Annotated in this window: 20 protein-coding genes; 7 read left to right on the forward strand and 13 right to left on the reverse strand. The window is 68.8% G+C overall.

The window, feature by feature from the left end:
* Nucleotides 1-38 precede the first annotated feature (38 nt).
* From paaE to LY40_RS23735, 7 genes are all read right to left on the reverse strand, one after another.
* Nucleotides 39-1145, reverse strand: coding sequence for a 1,2-phenylacetyl-CoA epoxidase subunit PaaE (gene paaE, locus LY40_RS23705; RefSeq protein WP_372497772.1), 1107 nt, complete (start codon nt 1143-1145; stop codon nt 39-41).
* On the reverse strand, nt 1129-1656 hold the full coding sequence (paaD, locus tag LY40_RS23710) for a 1,2-phenylacetyl-CoA epoxidase subunit PaaD (protein WP_258938186.1): 528 nt from the start codon (nt 1654-1656) through the stop codon (nt 1129-1131). Before paaD ends, paaE begins: the two co-directional genes overlap by 17 nt.
* Complete coding sequence (paaC, locus tag LY40_RS23715; protein ID WP_258938187.1) at nt 1650-2528, reverse strand: 1,2-phenylacetyl-CoA epoxidase subunit PaaC; 879 nt, start codon at nt 2526-2528, stop codon at nt 1650-1652. The genes paaD and paaC overlap by 7 nt, the downstream gene beginning before the upstream one ends.
* A gap of 42 nt (nt 2529-2570) precedes the next feature.
* Nucleotides 2571-2855, reverse strand: a complete 285-nt coding sequence (gene paaB, locus LY40_RS23720) for a 1,2-phenylacetyl-CoA epoxidase subunit PaaB (RefSeq protein ID WP_183649888.1) — start codon at nt 2853-2855, stop codon at nt 2571-2573.
* Nucleotides 2852-3817, reverse strand: a complete 966-nt coding sequence (gene paaA, locus LY40_RS23725) for a 1,2-phenylacetyl-CoA epoxidase subunit PaaA (RefSeq protein WP_258938188.1) — start codon at nt 3815-3817, stop codon at nt 2852-2854. The genes paaB and paaA overlap by 4 nt, the downstream gene beginning before the upstream one ends.
* Nucleotides 3818-3935: 118 nt before the next feature.
* The gene (gene paaZ / locus LY40_RS23730) at nt 3936-5999 is read right to left on the reverse strand and encodes a phenylacetic acid degradation bifunctional protein PaaZ (RefSeq protein WP_258938189.1); all 2064 of its coding nucleotides are present in this window, start codon (nt 5997-5999) and stop codon (nt 3936-3938) included.
* Nucleotides 6000-6129: 130 nt separating this feature from the next.
* A complete protein-coding gene (locus LY40_RS23735; protein ID WP_372497773.1) occupies nt 6130-7047 on the reverse strand; it encodes a 3-hydroxyacyl-CoA dehydrogenase family protein in 918 nt (305 codons plus the stop codon).
* A 264-nt stretch (nt 7048-7311) separates the two neighbouring features.
* On the opposite strand from LY40_RS23735, the gene paaI reads away from it, so the two are divergent.
* Genes paaI through LY40_RS23750 form a run of 3 tightly spaced genes read left to right on the forward strand, consistent with a single transcriptional unit; the run spans nt 7312 to nt 9699 of the window.
* Nucleotides 7312-7701, forward strand: a complete 390-nt coding sequence (gene paaI, locus LY40_RS23740) for a hydroxyphenylacetyl-CoA thioesterase PaaI (RefSeq protein WP_258938241.1) — start codon at nt 7312-7314, stop codon at nt 7699-7701.
* A 14-nt stretch (nt 7702-7715) separates the two neighbouring features.
* Nucleotides 7716-9062, forward strand: coding sequence for a phenylacetate--CoA ligase PaaK (gene paaK, locus LY40_RS23745; protein WP_258938191.1), 1347 nt, complete (start codon nt 7716-7718; stop codon nt 9060-9062).
* Nucleotides 9063-9084: 22 nt separating this feature from the next.
* Complete coding sequence (locus LY40_RS23750) at nt 9085-9699, forward strand: TetR/AcrR family transcriptional regulator (protein WP_183782952.1); 615 nt, start codon at nt 9085-9087, stop codon at nt 9697-9699.
* 10 nt (nt 9700-9709) lie between these two features.
* Here the strand turns inward: LY40_RS23750 and LY40_RS23755 are convergent, their stop codons facing one another.
* The 3 genes from LY40_RS23755 to LY40_RS23765 all read right to left on the reverse strand — a co-directional run bounded on the left by LY40_RS23755 (nt 9710) and on the right by LY40_RS23765 (nt 11419).
* Nucleotides 9710-10135, reverse strand: coding sequence for a nitroreductase family deazaflavin-dependent oxidoreductase (locus LY40_RS23755; RefSeq protein WP_258938192.1), 426 nt, complete (start codon nt 10133-10135; stop codon nt 9710-9712).
* Between the two features lie 100 nt (nt 10136-10235).
* Nucleotides 10236-10841, reverse strand: coding sequence for a GNAT family N-acetyltransferase (locus LY40_RS23760; RefSeq protein WP_183782948.1), 606 nt, complete (start codon nt 10839-10841; stop codon nt 10236-10238).
* A 65-nt stretch (nt 10842-10906) separates the two neighbouring features.
* Nucleotides 10907-11419: a DUF5994 family protein gene (locus LY40_RS23765; protein WP_183782946.1), complete on the reverse strand. Its 513-nt coding sequence runs from the start codon at nt 11417-11419 to the stop codon at nt 10907-10909.
* A 342-nt stretch (nt 11420-11761) separates the two neighbouring features.
* On the opposite strand from LY40_RS23765, the gene LY40_RS23770 reads away from it, so the two are divergent.
* On the forward strand, nt 11762-12214 hold the full coding sequence (locus LY40_RS23770) for a DUF6292 family protein (RefSeq protein ID WP_183782944.1): 453 nt from the start codon (nt 11762-11764) through the stop codon (nt 12212-12214).
* 15 nt (nt 12215-12229) lie between these two features.
* Here LY40_RS23770 and LY40_RS23775 read toward each other — a convergent pair whose 3' ends face one another.
* Both LY40_RS23775 and LY40_RS23780 read right to left on the reverse strand, forming a co-directional pair.
* On the reverse strand, nt 12230-13267 hold the full coding sequence (locus tag LY40_RS23775) for a fatty acid desaturase family protein (RefSeq protein ID WP_183782942.1): 1038 nt from the start codon (nt 13265-13267) through the stop codon (nt 12230-12232).
* 531 nt (nt 13268-13798) lie between these two features.
* Nucleotides 13799-15673 (reverse strand): calcineurin-like phosphoesterase C-terminal domain-containing protein, encoded by a 1875-nt coding sequence (locus LY40_RS23780; protein WP_258938193.1) that lies wholly within the window; start codon nt 15671-15673, stop codon nt 13799-13801.
* 221 nt (nt 15674-15894) lie between these two features.
* On the opposite strand from LY40_RS23780, the gene mrf reads away from it, so the two are divergent.
* Together mrf and rpmF are read left to right on the forward strand one after the other, a co-directional pair.
* Nucleotides 15895-17142 (forward strand): ribosome hibernation factor-recruiting GTPase MRF, encoded by a 1248-nt coding sequence (mrf, locus tag LY40_RS23785; RefSeq protein WP_258938194.1) that lies wholly within the window; start codon nt 15895-15897, stop codon nt 17140-17142.
* A gap of 22 nt (nt 17143-17164) precedes the next feature.
* Nucleotides 17165-17329 (forward strand): 50S ribosomal protein L32, encoded by a 165-nt coding sequence (rpmF, locus tag LY40_RS23790; protein ID WP_258938195.1) that lies wholly within the window; start codon nt 17165-17167, stop codon nt 17327-17329.
* A 184-nt stretch (nt 17330-17513) separates the two neighbouring features.
* Here rpmF and ykgO read toward each other — a convergent pair whose 3' ends face one another.
* Entirely contained in the window at nt 17514-17636 is a 123-nt protein-coding gene (gene ykgO, locus LY40_RS23795; protein ID WP_258938196.1) for a type B 50S ribosomal protein L36, read from the reverse strand.
* 385 nt (nt 17637-18021) lie between these two features.
* On the opposite strand from ykgO, the gene LY40_RS23800 reads away from it, so the two are divergent.
* The gene (locus LY40_RS23800; RefSeq protein ID WP_183782932.1) at nt 18022-18387 is read left to right on the forward strand and encodes a DUF488 domain-containing protein; all 366 of its coding nucleotides are present in this window, start codon (nt 18022-18024) and stop codon (nt 18385-18387) included.
* Nucleotides 18388-18410 lie beyond the last annotated feature (23 nt).

Below are 18410 nucleotides of genomic sequence, written 5' to 3' on the forward strand. Positions count from 1 at the left end.
CGACCTGCCGGGCCGGCGACCGGCGGCCCCGCCGCGGATCACACGTCGTAGTCCACTGTGACCTCGCCGGAGACGGGAACCGTCTGACAGGTCAGTACGAACCCGGCATCCACCTCGGCCTGTTCGAGCGCGAAGTTGCGGCGCATCGACACCTCACCGCCGGTGACCTTCGCCCGGCACGTGCCGCACACTCCGCCCTTGCACGCGAACGGCAGGTCGGGGCGCACCCGCTGCGCACCATCCAGAATAGACACATCACCGGGCAGTGCGGTCGTGGTGCGCCTGCCGTCCAGCACGACCGTGACGTCACAGGCGTCGGCGGCCGACTGCTGCTCGACGTGCCGTACCGGTTCCGGCGGGACATCGCCAGCGTAGAACAGTTCCGTGTGCACACGGTCGCCCGGCACGCCCAACTCGCCGAGTAGTTCCCGTGCCCCCGCAACCATGTCGAACGGCCCGCACAACCACCACTGCGCGATCGCCGCTGGATCGCCGACGAGAGTCAGCAGCGCACGCAGCTTGTCCGCGTCGAGCCTGCCGGTGAACAGTTCAGCCTCGCGCGGTTCCCTGGACAGTACGTGCACGAGTTCGAGTCGCTGCGGGTAGCGATCCTTCAGGTCGGCCAGGTCGTCGGCGAACATGACCGTGTCGCTGCGGCGGTTGCCGTACAGCAGTGTCACGGTGGCTGCCGGGTCCCGCAGCACGGTCGAGGCGATCGACAGCAGCGGGGTGATCCCCGAGCCGGCGCCGATCAGCACGTGCCGTCCCGCCGTGTCCGCCGGGGTGAACGTGCCTGTCGGCGCGCCGACCTCGACCTCGTCACCGGGCCGCACCTCGCGCACCAGCCAACCGGAGAACAGCCCGCCCGGCACCTCCCGCACGCCGATGCGCAGCGAGTGTCCCTCCGCCGCACAGATCGAGTACGACCGGCGCTCCTCGCGACCGTCGATCGTCCGCCGCACCGTCAGCGACTGCCCCGCCCGGAAATCGTAGAAGTCGGCCAGTTCGGGCGGCACGGCGAACGTGACGGCGACCGCGTCGTCGCACAGCCGGTCGACGCCCGCGACCGTCAGGGTGTGGAACTCGCCGCGCAGCCGGGACCGGACGGGCGTGGTGGATGCGGTCACCTCAGATCTCCTTGACATGCTCGAACGGCTCGGCGCACGCCGGGCATCGGCGTAGCGCCTTGCACGCGGTCGGCCCGAACTCGGACACCGCCTCGGTGTCGACGGCCCCGCAGTGCGGGCAGCTCACCTGACGTCGGGGCGGCAGCAGCTGCACCGGAACCGGGCCTGCGCCCCGCTGCGGCGCGGGCCCCGGTGGTGCGATACCCGCCTCGGCGAGTCGCCTGCGGCCCCGCTCGGTGATCCAGTCCGTGCTCCACGGCGGATGCAGCACCGTGCGGACCTCGACATCCTCGAAACCGGCCCGCTGCAGTGCATGCACGAGGTCGTCGCGCATGGTGTCCATCGCGGGGCAACCCGTGTAGGTCGGCGTGATCGACACCGTGACCCCGTCCGCGGTCTCGGTGACCTCGCGCAGCACACCGAGATCGGCCAACGTGAGCATCGGCAGTTCCGGGTCGGTCACCGTCTCCGCGACCTCCCTCGCGGACGCGATGGTCCCCGTGCTCTCACCGGTCCTCGCGGTCACCATGTCGCCTCCGGATGGGCCCGCGCGACGCTCTGCAGTTCCGCCAGCAGGTATCCCATCGCCTCGGTGTGCCTGCCGTCGCGGCCCTTGCCACCCGCGACGCCGGCCTTCGCGCGGACCTGTGGCGTCTCCAGGGTCGCAGCCGACAGCACCTGCGCGAGCACGTCGTCGAACTCGCCGCGCACCTCGGCCGGGTCGGCGGCCACCCCGGGCAGCCGCCGCTCGACGTCGTGCGTCTCGAACAACTCGGCCACCAGCGGCCACACGTCGTCGAACGCCGCGACCATCGTGGCGTGCGAGGTCTCCGTGCCGTCGCCGAGCCGCACGACCCACTGCGCCGCGTAGTCACGGTGGTAGGTCAGCTCGTTGACGCCCTTCTGCGCGATCGCCGCGAGCACCGGGTCGGCCGACGTCCGCAGTCGCTGGAACACCGCGAGCCGCCACGTCGTGAGCACCAGCACCACTGCGACGAGCTGTGCGAAGTCGGCGTGTTCGCGTTCGGCGAGACGGACGTTGCGGAACTCGTGCTCGCCGCGGAAGTAGGCGTAGTGGTCCTCGCCGCGGCCGCTGCCGTCGGCCTTGCCCGCACGCGCCAGCAGCAGCCGCGCCTGGCCGAGCAGGTCGAGCCCGATGTTGGCGATCGCGACCTCGTCCTCCAGCTCGGGCGCACGGGTGCACCACTCCTGCAGCCGGTGCGAGAGCACGAGCGCGTCGTCACCGAGCATCAGGCAGTACCGCGCGAGGTCATCGCCGTCCACACCGGATGGAACCGTGGTGTCCACTCCAGACAGTGGATCCTCGAATCCGGTGCCGAACGCCCACCGCGCGTCGTCGTGCGCATCGGCGAGCGCCTCGTAGGCATTGTCGAAAGCCATGGTCGTTCCCTCGTTCGTGAGGCGGATCCCCGCCCCGGCCACCTACATGTGGGGGACGTTCTCGGGGATGTCGTAGAAGGTCGGATGCCGGTAGACCTTGTCGCCCGACGGAGCGAAGAACGGGTCCTTCTCGTCGGGGCTGGAAGCGGCGATGTCCGCGGCCTTGACGACCCAGATGCTCACGCCTTCGTTGCGCCGCGTGTACAGGTCACGGGCGTTGTGCAAGGCCATGTCGTCATCGGCCGCCCGCAGCGATCCGACGTGCACGTGGTTCAGTCCCCGCTTGCCTCGTACGAACACCTCGTACAGCGGCCACTCGCCCGTCATGCCGCGACCTCCTTCCGCTGCTGCTGTTTCCGCGCGTGCGCGGCCGCGGCCTCGCGCACCCATGCGCCGTCCTCGTGGGCCTTGCGGCGGCGTTCCATCCGCTCGGTGTTGCACGGCCCGCCGCCGGAGATGACCTGCTTCAGTTCGTCCCAGTCGATGGCGCCGAAGTCGTAATGCCCGCGTTCGGCGTTCCACGCCAGGTCCGGGTCGGGCAGTGTCACGCCGAGCGCCTCGGCCTGCGGCACGGTCATGTCGACGAACCGCTGCCGGAGCTCGTCGTTGGTGTGGCGCTTGATTTTCCACGCCATCGACTGCGCCGTGTTCGGCGAATCGTCGTCGGGCGGGCCGAACATCATCAGCGACGGCCACCAGTACCGATTCACCGCGTCCTGCACCATCTCCCGCTGCTGCTCGGTGCCGGACATCATCGTCATCAGCAGCTCGTACCCCTGCCGCTGGTGGAACGACTCCTCCTTGCAGATGCGGATCATCGCGCGGGCGTAGGGCCCGTAACTGCTGCGGCACAGCGGCACCTGGTTGCAGATCGCCGCGCCGTCGACGAGCCAGCCGATCACACCGACATCGGCGAACGACAGCGTCGGATAGTTGAAGATCGACGAGTACTTCTGCCGCCCGCTGATCAGCTTCTCGGTCATGTCGTCACGGTCACCGCCGAGGGTTTCCGCCGCCGAGTACAGGTACAGCCCGTGACCCGCCTCGTCCTGCACTTTCGCGAGCAGGATCGCCTTGCGGCGCAACGACGGCGCCCGGGTGATCCAGTTTCCCTCGGGCTGCATGCCGATGATCTCGGAGTGCGCGTGCTGCGCGATCTGCCGGATCATCGTCTTGCGGTACGCCTCGGGCACCCAGTCCCGCGGTTCGATCCGCTGGTCCTTGGCGATCGTGTGCTCGAAGTGCCGCTCCAGCTCCGCTTCGGACGGTGCCGGTTCCGTGACGGTCATGCCGCCTCCTGTGTCTTGTGGGGCACCCTCCCCCGCTGCGGCGAAAGAGCATGCCGCAGCGTGGGCTCAACCCGGTCGGCGCCGATGAGCGAAGCTCCGCAGGCTCCGCGATTTTCGCTCATGCCGCCTCCTTCGCGACGAGGGTGAGCACGTCGTACTTGGCGACCGAATCGCCGTCGGCGTTGGTCACGTCGGCGTCCCAACGCACCTCGCCGTAGTCGGCGTTCTCGCGCGGGGTGATCTGCTTGCAGGTCAACGTCACCGTCAGCGAGTCACCGGGCTTGACGGGCGTGAGGAAACGCAGGTTCTCGAGCCCGTAGTTGGCGAGCACGGGGCCGGGTTCCGGCGAGACGAACAGTCCCGCCGCCAGCGACACCACGAGGTAGCCGTGCGCGACGATGCCGCCGAACAGCGGGTTCTCCGCGGCCGCGGCCTCGTCGGTGTGGGCGTAGAACGTGTCGCCGGTGAACTCGGCGAAGTGCGCGACGTCCTCGGCCGTGACCGTGCGCGGGCCCGCGACGACCGCGTCACCCACGCGCAGTTCGGCGAGGGACTTGCGGAACGGGTGCACGTCGGTGGTCGTCCGCGGGGCTCCCTGGGTCCACCGGCCGGTCACCTCCGTCAGGACGGCGGGGCTGGCTTGCACGGCCGTGCGCTGCATGTGGTGCAGCACGCCGCGGATCCCGCCCATCTCCTCGCCGCCGCCGGCACGCCCGGGACCGCCGTGCACGAGCTGCGGCATCGGTGAGCCGTGCCCGGTCGACTCGCGCGCGTCGTCGGCGTCGAGCACCAGCAGCCTGCCGTGCCAAGGGGCCGCACCGAGCACGACCTCCCGTGCGAACTCCTTGTCCCCCGTGACGACCGAACCGGCCAGGCTGCCCTTGCCTCGCGCGGCGAACTCGACGACCTGTTGGGTGGAGGTGTACGGCAGCAGGGTCGATACCGGACCGAACGCCTCGACCTCGTGCGGTTCGGCCCGCGCGGGATCACCGGAGAGCAGCACCGGGGAGAGGAACGCGCCCCGCTCGGCATCGGCACCGGCGACTTCGACGTGCTCGGGATCGCCGAACACGACGGTCGCCGCACTCTGCAGCGCCTTCAGGCTGCGACGAACCTCCTCGCGCTGTTCCAGGCTGGCCAGCGCGCCCATGTCGGCACTCGCCGGGTCGCCGACGGTCACCTTCGCGAGCCGCTGCCTTGCAGCTTCGGCGACGTCGTCGAGCAGCGCCGCGGGCACGAAGGCCCGCCGGATCGCGGTGCACTTCTGACCCGCCTTGACGGTCATCTCCGTGACGAGCTGGTCGACGTAGAGGTCGAATTCGGCCGTACCCGGCGTGGCGTCCGGGCCGAGGATCGAACAGTTCAGCGAGTCGGCCTCGGCGTTGAATCGCACCGCGCTCCGAACGATCGCGGGGTGGCTGCGCAGTTTGCGCGCCGTGTCGGCGGAGCCGGTGAACGACACGACGTCTTGTTCGGTGACGTGGTCGAGCAGATCACCCGCGCTGCCGCAGACGAGCTGGAGGGACCCTTCGGGCAGGATCCCGGACTCGACGATCAGCTCGACGAGCTTCTCGGTGAGGTAGGCGGTCTGACTCGCGGGCTTGATCAGGCTCGGCATACCGGCGAGGAAGGCGGGTGCGAGCTTCTCCAGCGGGCCCCAGACCGGGAAGTTGAACGCGTTGATCTGCACGGCGACGCCGCGCAGCGGCGTCGCGACGTGACGGGCGACGAACGTGCCGCCCTTGCTGAGCGGTTCGACCTCGCCGTCGATGTACACGGTGTCGTTCGGCAGTTCACGCTTGCCCTTGCTCGCGTACGCGAGCAGGACGCCGATCCCACCGTCCACATCGAACTTCGAATCGCCGCGCGTGGCGCCGGTACGTGCGGACAGCGCGTAGAGCTCGTCGCGGTGCTCGCGCAGGTGCGATCCGAGTGCCTTGAGTAGCGCCGCGCGCTGGTGGAAGGTCAGCTCCCGCAACGCGGGACCGCCCACCCGGCGGCCGTGGTCGAGCGCGGCGGCCATGTCGATGCCGTCCGACGACACGCGGGCGACCTCGGCGCCCGTCACGGCGTCGCACACCGGCGCGCCGTCGCCCGCGCCCCGCTGCCAGTGCCCGCCGACGTAGCTGCGCAGCAGGCCGGGGCTCGATCCTCCCGCGTTCGACTCGGCTCCGTTGCCCATCGATCCTCGCTCTCGTGGCCCACGGCTCCGGTGAGTCATGAGCTCTCGTAATTACTAACCGAACGGTCGGGAATTAATGTTAGCGCGAGCCGGTCCACCGCGGCAAGACCTCCGGCTCACCCGGGGTTCGTCAGCTCCAGTCGTGGAACCCCTTACCGGTCTTCCGCCCGAGGTCCCCGGCGGCGACCTTGTCGCGCAGCAACTGCGGCGGGGCGAACCGCTCCCCGAGTGTCGAATGCAGGTAGTCGGCGATCGCGAGCCGCACGTCGAGCCCCACCAGGTCGGTCGAGCGCAGCGGCCCCATCGGGTGGCGGTAGCCGAGCTCCATCGCGTTGTCGATGGCCTCGGCGCCGGCGACCCCCTCTTCGAGCATCCGAATGGCCTCGAGACCGAGCATCACGCCGAGTCTGCTCGTGGCGAACCCGGGCGAGTCGCGCACCACGACGTCGGTCTTGCCGAGCGCCCGCACCCAGCCGGTGACCCGGCCGACGACGTCGTCGGCCACCTGCGGCGGGGTGACGACCTCGACCAGCTTGGACGAAGGAACCGGATTGAAGAAGTGCATGCCGAGGAAACGTTCGGGCCGGGCCAGCGGGGCACTCAATTCGGCGATGGACAGCGAGCTCGTATTGCTGGCGAGCACGGTGTCGGCGCCGATCACCGCTTCGGCACCGATGAGCACCTCGACCTTCAACTCGGGTAGCTCGGGCACGGCTTCCACGACCAGCTCCGCGTGGCCGGGCAGGCCGGTGACGTCCTCGACCAGGGTTACCCGTTCGAGCACCACCTCGGGACGCTCGTCGAGCTTGTCGCGCTCCGCGGCCTTGGCCAGGCCGTCGGCGATCCGCTGCCGCGCGGCTGTGGCGGCCTCCTCACCGCTCTCCACGACGACGACCCGGGAGCCGAGTGCCGCGAAGACCTGCGCGATCCCAGCCCCCATCCGACCACCGCCGATCACCCCGACCGTCGCCGGACCGTTGGGCACGGACGCCTCGTTCATGCGATTCTCCTCTTGACATCGGTTCTCGGGCTGACCTTTACTCTTCACACGAATTCATTACCGGCCATTCGGTCAGTAAGCAATACCCGGCCAGTACGCAATCCGCTCGACGAGCGAGCCGGTCAGGTGAGCGCGCCACGGCGAGCGAGCCTCGGCGAACAGGCAAGGCGGTGAAGCCTCGTGTCCCATCCGGCGGCACACGTGTCCAAGACGGACGGCCAGGTACCGGACGTCGCGGCATCAGACGGTCAGGCGGCGGGCGGCTCGGCGACGGCCCCCTCGGCGGCGCACGTCAGTGAAGCCACCCGGACCATGCTCGAGTCCGACACCGCCTCGGCCGCACTCGGTATCGACGTCACACGGGCCCACGACGGCAACGCCGTCGCGACGATGCGGATCACCGAGCAGATGGTGAACGGCCACGGCATCGCACACGGCGGGTACCTGTTCCTGTTGGCGGACACGACGTTCGCCGCCGCGTGCAACAGTCACGGCCCCGTTACCGTCGCGTCGGGAGCCGAGATCTCGTTCGTCACCAGCGTCCGCCTCGGCGACGCCCTCGTGGCCGAGGCCACCGAACGCACCCGGTACGGCCGCAACGGCATCTACGACGTCACCGTGCACCGGGAGACCGCCGCGGGCCGCGAAACCGTCGCCGAGTTCCGCGGCCGCAGCAGAACCGTCGGTCAGATCAAGTCCTGAGGAGCCCCGCGACCATGACGACCACGCACAACGAGGTGCCGAGCACGCAGCGGCTGGGCACGGCACCCGCGCTCGACGACCTGTCCGCGCCCGAACGGCTGAGCACCGACGAGCTCCGCGCGCTGCAGCTCGAGCGTCTGCAGTGGACACTGCGGCACGCCTACGACAACGTTCCGCTCTACCGCCACAAGTTCGATGACGCGGGAGTGCACCCGGACGACTGCCGCGAGCTCGCCGACCTCGCGAAGTTCCCGTACACGACCAAACAGGACCTGCGGGACTCGTACCCGTTCGGCATGTTCGCGGTCCCCGAGACCGAGGTCAGCCGCATCCACGCCTCGAGCGGAACGACCGGCAAACCGACGGTCGTCGGCTACACCGCGTCCGACATCGACAACTGGTCGAGCGTCATGGCGCGTTCCATCTTCGCCGCGGGCGGTCGCCGGGGCCACAAGGTGCACGTCTCCTACGGATACGGGCTCTTCACCGGCGGACTCGGTGCGCACTACGGCGCCGAGAAACTCGGCTGCACCGTCGTTCCGGCCTCGGGCGGCATGACCGCTCGGCAGGTGCAGCTCATCACCGACTTCCGGCCGGAGGTCATCATGGTGACGCCGTCGTACATGCTCACGCTGCTCGACGAGTTCGAACGGCAGGGCATCGATCCGCGCACCACGTCCCTGCAGGTCGGCATCTTCGGTGCGGAACCGTGGACCGAGCACATGCGCCGCGAGATCGAGGAGCGCATGAACCTGCACGCCGTTGACATCTACGGACTGTCCGAAGTGATGGGACCGGGCGTGGCGCAGGAGTGCGTCGAGACCAAGGACGGCCTGCACATCTGGGAGGACCACTTCTACCCCGAGGTCATCGATCCGCTCGAGGACACCGTGCTGGCCGACGGCGTCACGGGCGAGCTGGTGTTCACCTCGCTCACCAAGCAGGCCCTGCCGATCATCCGCTACCGCACGCGCGACCTCACCGCCCTCCACCCCGGCACCGCGCGGCCCGCGTACCGGCGGATGGACAAGGTGACCGGACGCAGCGACGACATGATCATTCTGCGGGGCGTGAACGTCTTCCCCACGCAGATCGAGGAGATCGTACTGGGCACCGACGGCCTCGCACCGCACTTCCAGCTCCGGCTGACGCGGCAGGACCGCATGGATCACCTGACCGTCCTGGTCGAGGCGCATCCGGACGCGCCGCAGGAGCGCAGGCAGGCCGCGGCGACCGAGATCGCCCAGCGGGTCAAGGACGGCGTCGGCGTCAGCGTGGGCGTGGAGGTCGTCGATCCGGAGTCGCTCGAACGCTCGGTGGGCAAGCTTCGCCGGGTGGTCGACCAGCGGCCGTCACAGTGATCCGACCTGCGATGATGTCGCCATGACCGAACCACCACGGCCCCGGGGCAGGCGCGGCAGACCCGGTTACGACCTCGAGTCCCTGCTGATGGTCGCGGTCAAGCTGTTCAACGAGCGCGGCTACGACGGCACCAGCATGGAGGACCTGGCGCGCAAGCTGGGCATCACGAAGTCGGCGATCTACCACCACGTCCGCAGCAAGGACGAGCTGTTGCAGCTTGCGGTCAATCGCGCCCTCGACGGATTGTTCGCGGAGGTGGAGCACCTCGACGAGGTCGAGGGCCCTGCGATCGACAAGCTCGAACGGCTGGTCCGGGCCAGTGTCGGCGTGCTGGTGCAGCAGCTGCCGTTCGTCACGCTGCTGCTGCGCATCCGCGGGAACACGAAGGTGGAGAAGGCCGCGCTGGCGCGCAGGCGCGAGTTCGACCAGATCGTGACGGACCTGGTCAGCAAGGCAGCTGCCGACGGCGACCTGCGGCCGGACGTCGACCCTGCGACGTCGGCCCGGCTGCTGTTCGGCATGGTGAACTCGCTGGTCGAGTGGTACCGGCCGCGCGGGGGTGTCGACGCCGAGACGCTGGCCGACGCCGTGGCCACAGTGGCCTTCGACGGGCTGCGACTGCACCGGGACGGCTGAGCGCCGCCGATCACGGGATCTGGCCGATGGGGCTGAGCGCCACGACGGGGATCACCCGGTCGGTGCGGCGTTCGTACTCGGCGAAACCGGGGTAATGCTCGGCCTGGATCCGGTACTTCTCGGTGCGCTCGGGTTCGTCCAGTTCGATGGCCTCGACGTCCAGGTCGATGTCGCCGACCTCGATCCGGGCGCTCGGGTTGGCGCGCAGGTTCCAGTACCAGTCCGGGTGGGTGTCGGCGCCCGCCTTGGACGCGAACACGAGGTAGCGGTCGCCGTCGGTCAGGTACATCATCGGGTTGACCCGCTGTTTGCCGCTACGGGCGCCGAGGGTGTGCAGCAACAACAGCGGTGCGCCTTCGAACGGGCCGCCGACCTTGCCGTTGTTGGCACGGAACTCCTCGATCGTCCGGCGGTTGAAGTCCGCAGCGTCGCTCATGCAGTCCTCCTGCGCGTGTCTTCCCTTACGCCGTCCATCCTGCAGCAGCGGCGGCCGACGTGCCGGACGAAGATCCGCCCGGCCCGAATGGCGGCCGCCGTCAGTCGTCCTGATAGGCGGGCGGCAGCTGGCCGAGTGGCGCTGCCCGTTCCAGATCTGCCGGGCGCAGGCGGAACACCTGCAGAGTCATGCCGAAGTACTTGTCGGTCTCCCCGACCCACTGCATGCCGTTGCGGCGCACGCTCGCCGCTGCCCGCGTGTTGTCGGGACGCACGACCGCGTACAGCTCGTCCACGTCGTGCTCGAACGCCCAGCCCGCGAGCGCGAACGCCGCCTCCCCGGCGTAGCCGAGACCCCAGAAGTCCGGGTGGAGCTGCCAGCCGATCTCCAGGTCGTCGTTGCCCGGCGGAAGCGGCAGCACCGACGCGCCCCCGATGACGCGCCCGTCGCTGCGCCGTTCGAGGGCCCAGTGTCCGGCAGGCACGTCCAGGCATGCTGTGTCACCGATCCACTGCCGCAGCAACCGCCGCATCTCCGTTCGATCCGGCACTCTCGCCATGGCCGGACTGAGCCAGCGGGTGACCGATTCGTGCTGGTAGATCGCCAGCGCGTCGGGCGCGTCCGCGACGTGCCAGCCGCGCAGCCGCAGCCTGGGCGTGATCAGGGAAGGCCGCAACAATTCGGTTGGCTGGTGCCTCATTGTCATGCGGAGCTCCTCGTCGACCCCCACGGCCGGGCTCGCACCCGCCCGCCGGGGCGTGCTCGTGGTGTTCATCGGACCAGTCCGCCGTCCAGCTCCCAACGCTGTGTCGACGCCGCCATGTCGGCCGTGTCGACGAAACCCAGCAGCCTGTCGACGGTGTCGGTGTTCCCGCCCTGCGACGCAGCGGCCAGCGATGCGCGCGCCGACGCCGGAGCGGTCTCCGGCGGCACCACGAGTAGCGTCAGCCGGCCACGGCCCTGGCCCCCGATGACCGTCACGGTCTCCGGTGGCTGGGAGTTGAATCCCTCCACCCGGACCCTCCGGCCGTCGACGACCAGCTTGCGCGCGACGGGTTCCCACATCGGCAGGCTGTAGGTGACCCGCTCGCACGGGCCCCATGTCGTTGCCAGGTCCTCGAGCAGCTCCGGCAGTTCCGCGGTCAGATCACGGGAACAGGGCCACCACGCGCCGTCGACGTGTCCGGTGGCGCGCTGTTCGGACTTGACCTGCAGCCGCGCATGCCGCCGTGGGGCTGAGGGGGCCAATGTGTCGATGGTCGGTGTGTGCGGGATCGACATCATGTCGATGCTCCGTCCCGGCCGCGATGCGGCCGCCGTGGTGTTTCGTCGCCGGCGACACGAACTCTGTCACTCGCGTGCGGAATGCCGCCGATACCTGCAAGTTTACGCGTCTTCATCACCGCGTGCGATGATCATCACCTGCCGTGGTGGGCCTGCTTCTCAGCGCGAAATGGCGTAACGTCGGGGTGACCGGGTACCGCACGGGGCCGCGGCGACGCGGCTCGGTTTCACTCGAGAAGGTGCCGCGTTCCCCGGTCGTGCGCGCACGGAGCCGGGGCGGCGTTCTCCGCGGCACACACCCCGTCGCGGATGTACACCCGAGGCCCGGAGGACGAGGCGCATATGGAGACCGACACCGACATCGACAGCACCCCGGCGTTGCGGCGCGGGCTCGACGGCTACATCGGAGCGGTCGCCGATGAACTGGAGGTCCCTGCCGAAAGCATGAGCTTCGAGATCAGCGACACCGCGACGGCGTATCTCGGGTTGTCGACACGGTGGCCGTCGTGGCCAGGCCACGATCTGATGCTGATCTGGGACGAGCGAGCGGGATGGTCGATCGCGGTGGAGACCACGCCCGCGGAACGCGCGGTCGTCATCGCGAGACTGGGCGGTGAACCGGTTCCGTCACCGCGTGTGGTGTCCCGCTGGGTCGAAACCACGCTGGCCGGTTCCCGGCCGCAGACCGCACCTCACCAGACGACAACCACCCAGACCGCTCCGCCGCACACGACGGCGAGGGCGGTCGATCGACACGCCCTCGCCGTCCGCCTCTCCGCCTACGTCTCGGACTGACGGGGCCCGCCGCCGCTACGCGGCCGAGCGGGCCCGGTCTGCCGCTCGCAACGGTGCGCCCATCTCGTGCAGGTGCTCGAGGACGTGCCGGTACGAACGGAACAGCCCGGTCTGGCTGTACGGGATGCCGTGTTCGTCGCAGAAGCGGCGGACGATCGGCTGAGCACGGCGCAGGTGCGGCCGCGGCATGTTCGGGAACAGATGGTGTTCGATCTGGTAGTTCAAACCGCCGAGCAGGAAGTCGGTGAACCAGCCGCCCCGCACGTTCCGTGACGTGAGCACCTGCTTGCGCAGGAAGTCGACGGATTGGCCGGTCATCGTCGGCATACCCTTGTGGTTGGGCGCGAACGAACATCCCATGTAGACGCCCCACAGCATCTGGTGCACGGCGATGAACACCACTGCGAGCCCCGGCGACAGCACCAGGAACACGGCGGTCAGATAGGCCACGAAGTGGGCCGTGAGCAGAGCGCCTTCGACCTTGCGGCCCTTCGTCTTGCCCTGCCACACCGCCTTCACACCGTTGAAGTGCAGGTTCAACCCCTCGACCGTGAGCAGCGGGAAGAACAGCACCGCCTGGTGCTTGGCCATCCAGCGCAGGAAACCCTGCTTGAGCCGGGCCTGTTTGCTGGTGAAGGCCAACGCCGGGATGTCGAGGTCCGGATCGTGTTCCTCGTGGTTGGGGTTCGCGTGGTGACGGTTGTGCCCGCTGACCCACCAGCGGTAACTCATCCCGACGAGCCCTCCGTGCGCGGTGCCGATGACGTCGTTCGGCTTGCGGGTCCGGAAGATCTGCTTGTGCCCCGCGTCGTGGCCGATGAACGCCAGCTGGGCGAACACCACGGCCAGCACGGCGGCGATGCCGAGCTGCCACCAGCTGTCGCCGAGGAACGCGAACGCCACCCAGGCGCCGGCTAGGACCAGCAGGTTGGCGGCAATTCGAAGCGCGTAATAGCCGTACCGGCGGCGCAGCAGGCCCGCCTCGCGCACCTCATGGAGCAAGGCCGCGTACTCACCGCCGGCCTTCGCGGGAGCTTCGGCGTAGTTGGTCATCGGGGAATTTCCCCTCCGAACGCAGCGGGGGCAGAAGAAAACGAAATGCGGCGCGCGCGTTCGGCCGCCGCAGGGGTCACCGGCGATGCCGTGGACACGGGTGCCGACACGTGGCTGAAGACCACGGGGGCGACGGTGGTACCGAAAACACGTGATTGAACGTGAGCGGTGGACATGGGGGAACTCCTTGGCGGCGACGGGGTCTCGGCCGCCGGTTCTGTGCTTGTACGCGAACGCGTACGGAATGAGCGAACTCGACTCTTCACTGCGCAGCTCTTCGCTGCGTAGCGAGGTCCGTTCGAATAAGTAGGTTCAGGGCAGGTCACGAAGCTCGGCGTCGTTCACACGGTCGACGTTGATCACAGTTGCTGACTGTGTACGGATGGCCCGCCACCTCCAAGCTTACACGTCCTGCCCGCACAGGTACACCGGCGACGGTTTCGGCCCGGGTATCCCACCCGCTCTCGATTACGGAGAACGCCGGGTCCCTGCCGGGGTGCACCCGGCCGAGACCCGGCGTCGGACATCGCGTTACTCGACGACCTCGAAGGTCAGCGAATCGGTGTACTCACGGCCGTACGAGTCGGTGGCCGTCACCTCGGCACTGTGCTCACCGGGTTCGAGGTCGGTGGGCAGCTCGTAGCGCCACAGGTGCATCGACGAATCAGCGATGCTGCCGCCGTGCACGAGCTGCTGGGCGACGGCGTACGGGTCCGACCACTCCGGCCCGTTCCGTTTCGCCTCACCCTTCATCTCCTGCGTACGGGTGGCCTTCTTGGCCGGGCCGCCGTCGAGAGCGACCTTCACCGACGAGCCGCTGGCCCCCATCCAGAAGTCGGTGGTGAGCCAGGTGGTGCCAGCCAGGTCGGCGGAGTCGACGACGAGCGGCTCCTCCAGCTCCGGTGCGTCACCCTGCGGGTTCTCGTTCCACTCGGCACGGTCCTCGGACCAGTCGCGGAACGTCGGGCTGTTGATGCCGAGCTGTGTCTGCACCGTGTCGTCCTCGCCGGTGACGGTGTAGCGCTCCTGGAACTTAGTGCCGTCGACGTCGAGCGTGAGCAGTCCGGGGCGGCCGCCGTCCTTGCCGATCGCCGTCGGGTAGCCGTCCTCGGTGACCTCGCCGGAGTACCAGTCACCGGAGATGGCGCCCGCGGTGATGTGCGGGAACGGCAGCTTGTCGAGGCCGAGGGTGTCCTGCCACCCCTTCGCCGAGTCGCCCTTCTTCATGTTCTCGGTCGTGTGGCTGTGGCCGGAGACCGCGACGGCCTTGCGGCCCTTCAGCAGGTCGTACACCTCGCGTGCCTGGTCGGTCTGGTGCACCGGGCTCGCCTGGTCGTTGTAGTTGATCAGGCCGATGTGGCTGGCGACGACGACCAGCTTGTCCTTGGCGACGTGTTCGAGGTCGCGCTCGAGCCACGCGAGCTGCTCGTCGTCGATGGAACCGTTGTAGCTGGGGTCGCCCTCCGGGTCGTCGCAGTGGGAGCCGATGCCGTCGAGGTTGTCCTCGTTCGATGTGCACGGGTACTCGACAGTGTTCAGCGCGACGAAGTGGACGTCGCCGACGTCGTAGGAGTAGTAGGTCGGCGCCAGTTGCGCACGGAAGGTGTCGAACGAGTGGGCCGTCGTCGCGGCGTCGAAGTCGAGGTCGTGGTTACCGGGCAGGAACCGCGCCGGGCCGTTGGTCTGCTTGGTGAGCTCCTTGACCTCCGGGTACAGCGACAGGTCGTCACCGACGACGTCACCGACGAACAGCGAACCGCAGCTCGCGTAGTCGTCACGCTGCGCCATGTCGTTGATCGCGCCCTTGCGCGCGTACTCGACCTGCTCGCGGTTGTAGGTCTGCAGGTCACCGGCGACGATGCAGCTCTGCTCGGGCGCCGCGGTGCCGGCACTCTCGGCCACCGGGAAGTTGACGGCCGACGGCAGCGGGCCGGTGGGCTCGATGCCGCCGTACTTCAGGTCGGGCGAGCCTTCCGGCAGGTGGTTGTAGTGGAACTGCGGGACGTTGTACTCATCAACCGGAACCTGGTATCCGTCCGGCTGGGTGATGAAGACCGTCATGTTGTCGAACGCGGGCAGCCGGTAGCGGCCCTCGCTGTCGGTCTTGACGACGTCGCGCCCGTTGGACACGACGACGCCGGCCAGGCCGCGCTCGCCGTCGCCTGCGCTGGAATCCTCGTTCTCGTCGACGAACACCGTGCCCGTCAGCACGTCCCGTTCGGCGGATCCTTCCGATGCGGGCACCACCTCGACCGCGCCGCGGTAGACACCGTCGTCGGCCTGTTCCTGCTGCGCGCCTGCGGCAGGCGCGACGACGGCGGCCGACGTCGCGGCAATCGCCACGGCCGAACACGCCGCGACGGCCGCGCGTACGGCTCTGCGTTCTCCTTCAGCGGACCTGAACATACGTTTGCGCTCCGATGAGTCGGGGACCGTTGACCGGCCCGGTGACCGGCGAGGAGCAACCATTCCGGACGATCCTGAACAGGTTCCGCATAACCGGCGAACACGAGCGAAAGGGATGGCGATCTGCCGAAGCCGCCCGGCAACCGGCGGCCGACCTGCGTGCGAGCTCCAATTGCCCACCTTATTGGAAACGATTTTCACTATCGTTTACGCTGTCAGTCGTGACGGACCACCCTCGAACCCCCGTGATCGTCGTCAGCGGCATCTGTCCCGCCGCCTGCCGCGACGTCGCGCTGCGACTCCAGGACCAAGACCCGGCCACCGCGGTCGTCAACCACGACCTCCGCCAGGTCTCGTCCGGCATCGTGCGGCGCACCGTGCGACTCGGTACCCGGGAGACGGCGACGACGGTCGAACTCGCCCACGGCTGCGTCACGTGCACCGTGCGCGAAGACCTGCTCCCCCTGCTGCGACGACTGTCGGCCGACACCGCCGTGGAACGGATCGTGCTGCAGCTCGACGAGGCCATGGACCCCGAGCAGGTGTGCCTGACGATCGAGCACGTCGTGGTCGGCGACCGCCCGGTGAGCGAGGACGTCGAGCTGGCAGCCGTGATCGCCGCGATCGACGCCGAGAGTTTCGTCCACGACGTCACGGGCGACACGACCATGGCCGAACGCGGCCTGCAGGGTTCCGCCGACGACGAGCGGACGATCGCCCACGTCGCCCTCGCCCAGGCCGAGTTCGCCGATGTGGTCGTATCCACCGGACGTCCCGAGGACGCATGGTCGGCGGCCAGGACGAACGCGATCCTCGAACGCACCGCCCCGGCGGCGCCCGTACTCGACCTCACGGTGACCGACCGCGACACGCTACTGGCGGCGATGCCTTCCGACGCGCGTCGCGGCACGGGCGACGACCCTCACGGAGCACTGCTGCGAGGCCAACCGCCGCTGCACTCCGACTGCGGCGTGGCCGTCACGGTCTTCTCCGAACGCAGGCCGTTCCACCCGGAACGTCTTCACGACGCGATCGACGTACTGCTCGACGGCGTCCTGCGCGCGCGTGGTCGCGTGTGGATCGCCAGCCAGCCCGATGTCGCACTGTGGCTGGAATCGGCGGGCGGCGGCCTCGGCGTCGGCCATCTCGGCCCATGGCTCGACTCGCCGGAGGCTCCGGAATGGACGGACGTATCGGCTGAGCGCCGCACGCTCGCGTCGCTGCGCTGGGACCCACTGTTCGGCGATCGGGACCAGGAGATCGTCGTGATCTCCCACGAGGCCGACCCGCAGCTCGTCGAGGAAACACTTCGCGGCGCACTGCTGACCGACGAGGAACTGGCGACGGGCCGCGACGCGTGGGCCCGCTATCCCGACCCGTTCGGCGCCTGGCACGAAGAACCGTGCGACGACACCGAAGACGCCGACTCCAATTCGGAGTCAGTCCATAACGGACGCTACGAGTCCTGAACACATCGAAGGGGAACACACCATGGCGGTACCCAAACGCAAGAAGTCGCGCGCCAACACCCGGACACGCCGGTCACAGTGGAAGGCGAAGGCCCCGGACCTGGTGCCGATCGTGGTGCGCGGCGAGCGCAAGCTAGTGCCACGCAGGCTCGTCGCCTACTACCACCGCTACGGCGACGACACGTAGATCGGCGTAATCGAAACGAGGGTGTGTCCGCCGCGATGGGCGGACACACCCTCGTTTTCGTGTTTCCGGAGACAACGTGTTTCCGAAGAGCAAGCAAGCAGCCTCCGGCGGACAAGCACAGTCGGCCGGGTGTCGGGGACCGGAACTCGGCCGCTCTCCGACACCCGGCGAGGGCCCGCACGCGTCAGCCCTGGCGTGCCTTGTACCGCGGGTTCTTCTTGTTGATCACGAACACCCTGCCGTGCCTGCGTACGACCTGCGCGCCGGGCTTCTGCTTCAACGAGCGCAGCGACTTGCGAGCCTTCATCACCACTCCTTTCCGGTAGGACCACCCTACAGTAATCGAAAATGGTTTTCGTTTGCATTAGCGGGTTGGCCGGCCCCATGTCAGACCAGGAGCGATCACTGCGCCCCGACGACGGTTTCCGTTCTCGCTCATCAGTTCTCCCTGACGACGCGGATGTCGGCGAGAGTGTCCGTGCACCACGTGGCACCGCGGTGGTCGTCGGGTGGAGTCATCGGTGGCGGCATCATCAGGTGGTGCGACCGTCGCAAGTGGTCGGATGTGCGCGCCGGCGTCGTGGCCGCCGCTCACCGGGTAGTCCGCGACCGGCGGCACCACGAACGTGGACCACCGGCCTACGTCCGGGAGAGCCGCCCGAACGTCACGATCCACGAGGAGGGCCGAGAGGGTGACGACGAGAACGGTTCGGGTGCGTCGCGTGTACGACACCCCACGCGACGACGACGGTGCTCGCGTGCTGGTCGACCGCGTGTGGCCACGCGGCATGAAGAAGGAGTCCGCACGACTGGACGAGTGGGTCCAGGCCGTCGCGCCCTCCACCACCCTCCGGAAGTGGTACGCGCACGACGCCGGGAAGTTCGCCGAGTTCCGCCGCCACTACCTGCGAGAACTGGACTCACCGGAGGCCGGGGCGGCACTGGCTGGATTACGAGAGAGCGCGGAATCCACGGGCCTCACCCTGCTGACAGCGACCAGGGACGTCGCGCACAGCCACGCACAGGTACTGGCCGACCTACTGATGACGGAGGAGTGAACGCCCGCGCTCGACGCCGTCCC

It is taken from the genome of Prauserella salsuginis, assembly GCF_024648885.1.
GTDB classification, from domain to species: Bacteria; Actinomycetota; Actinomycetes; order Mycobacteriales; family Pseudonocardiaceae; genus Prauserella; species Prauserella salsuginis.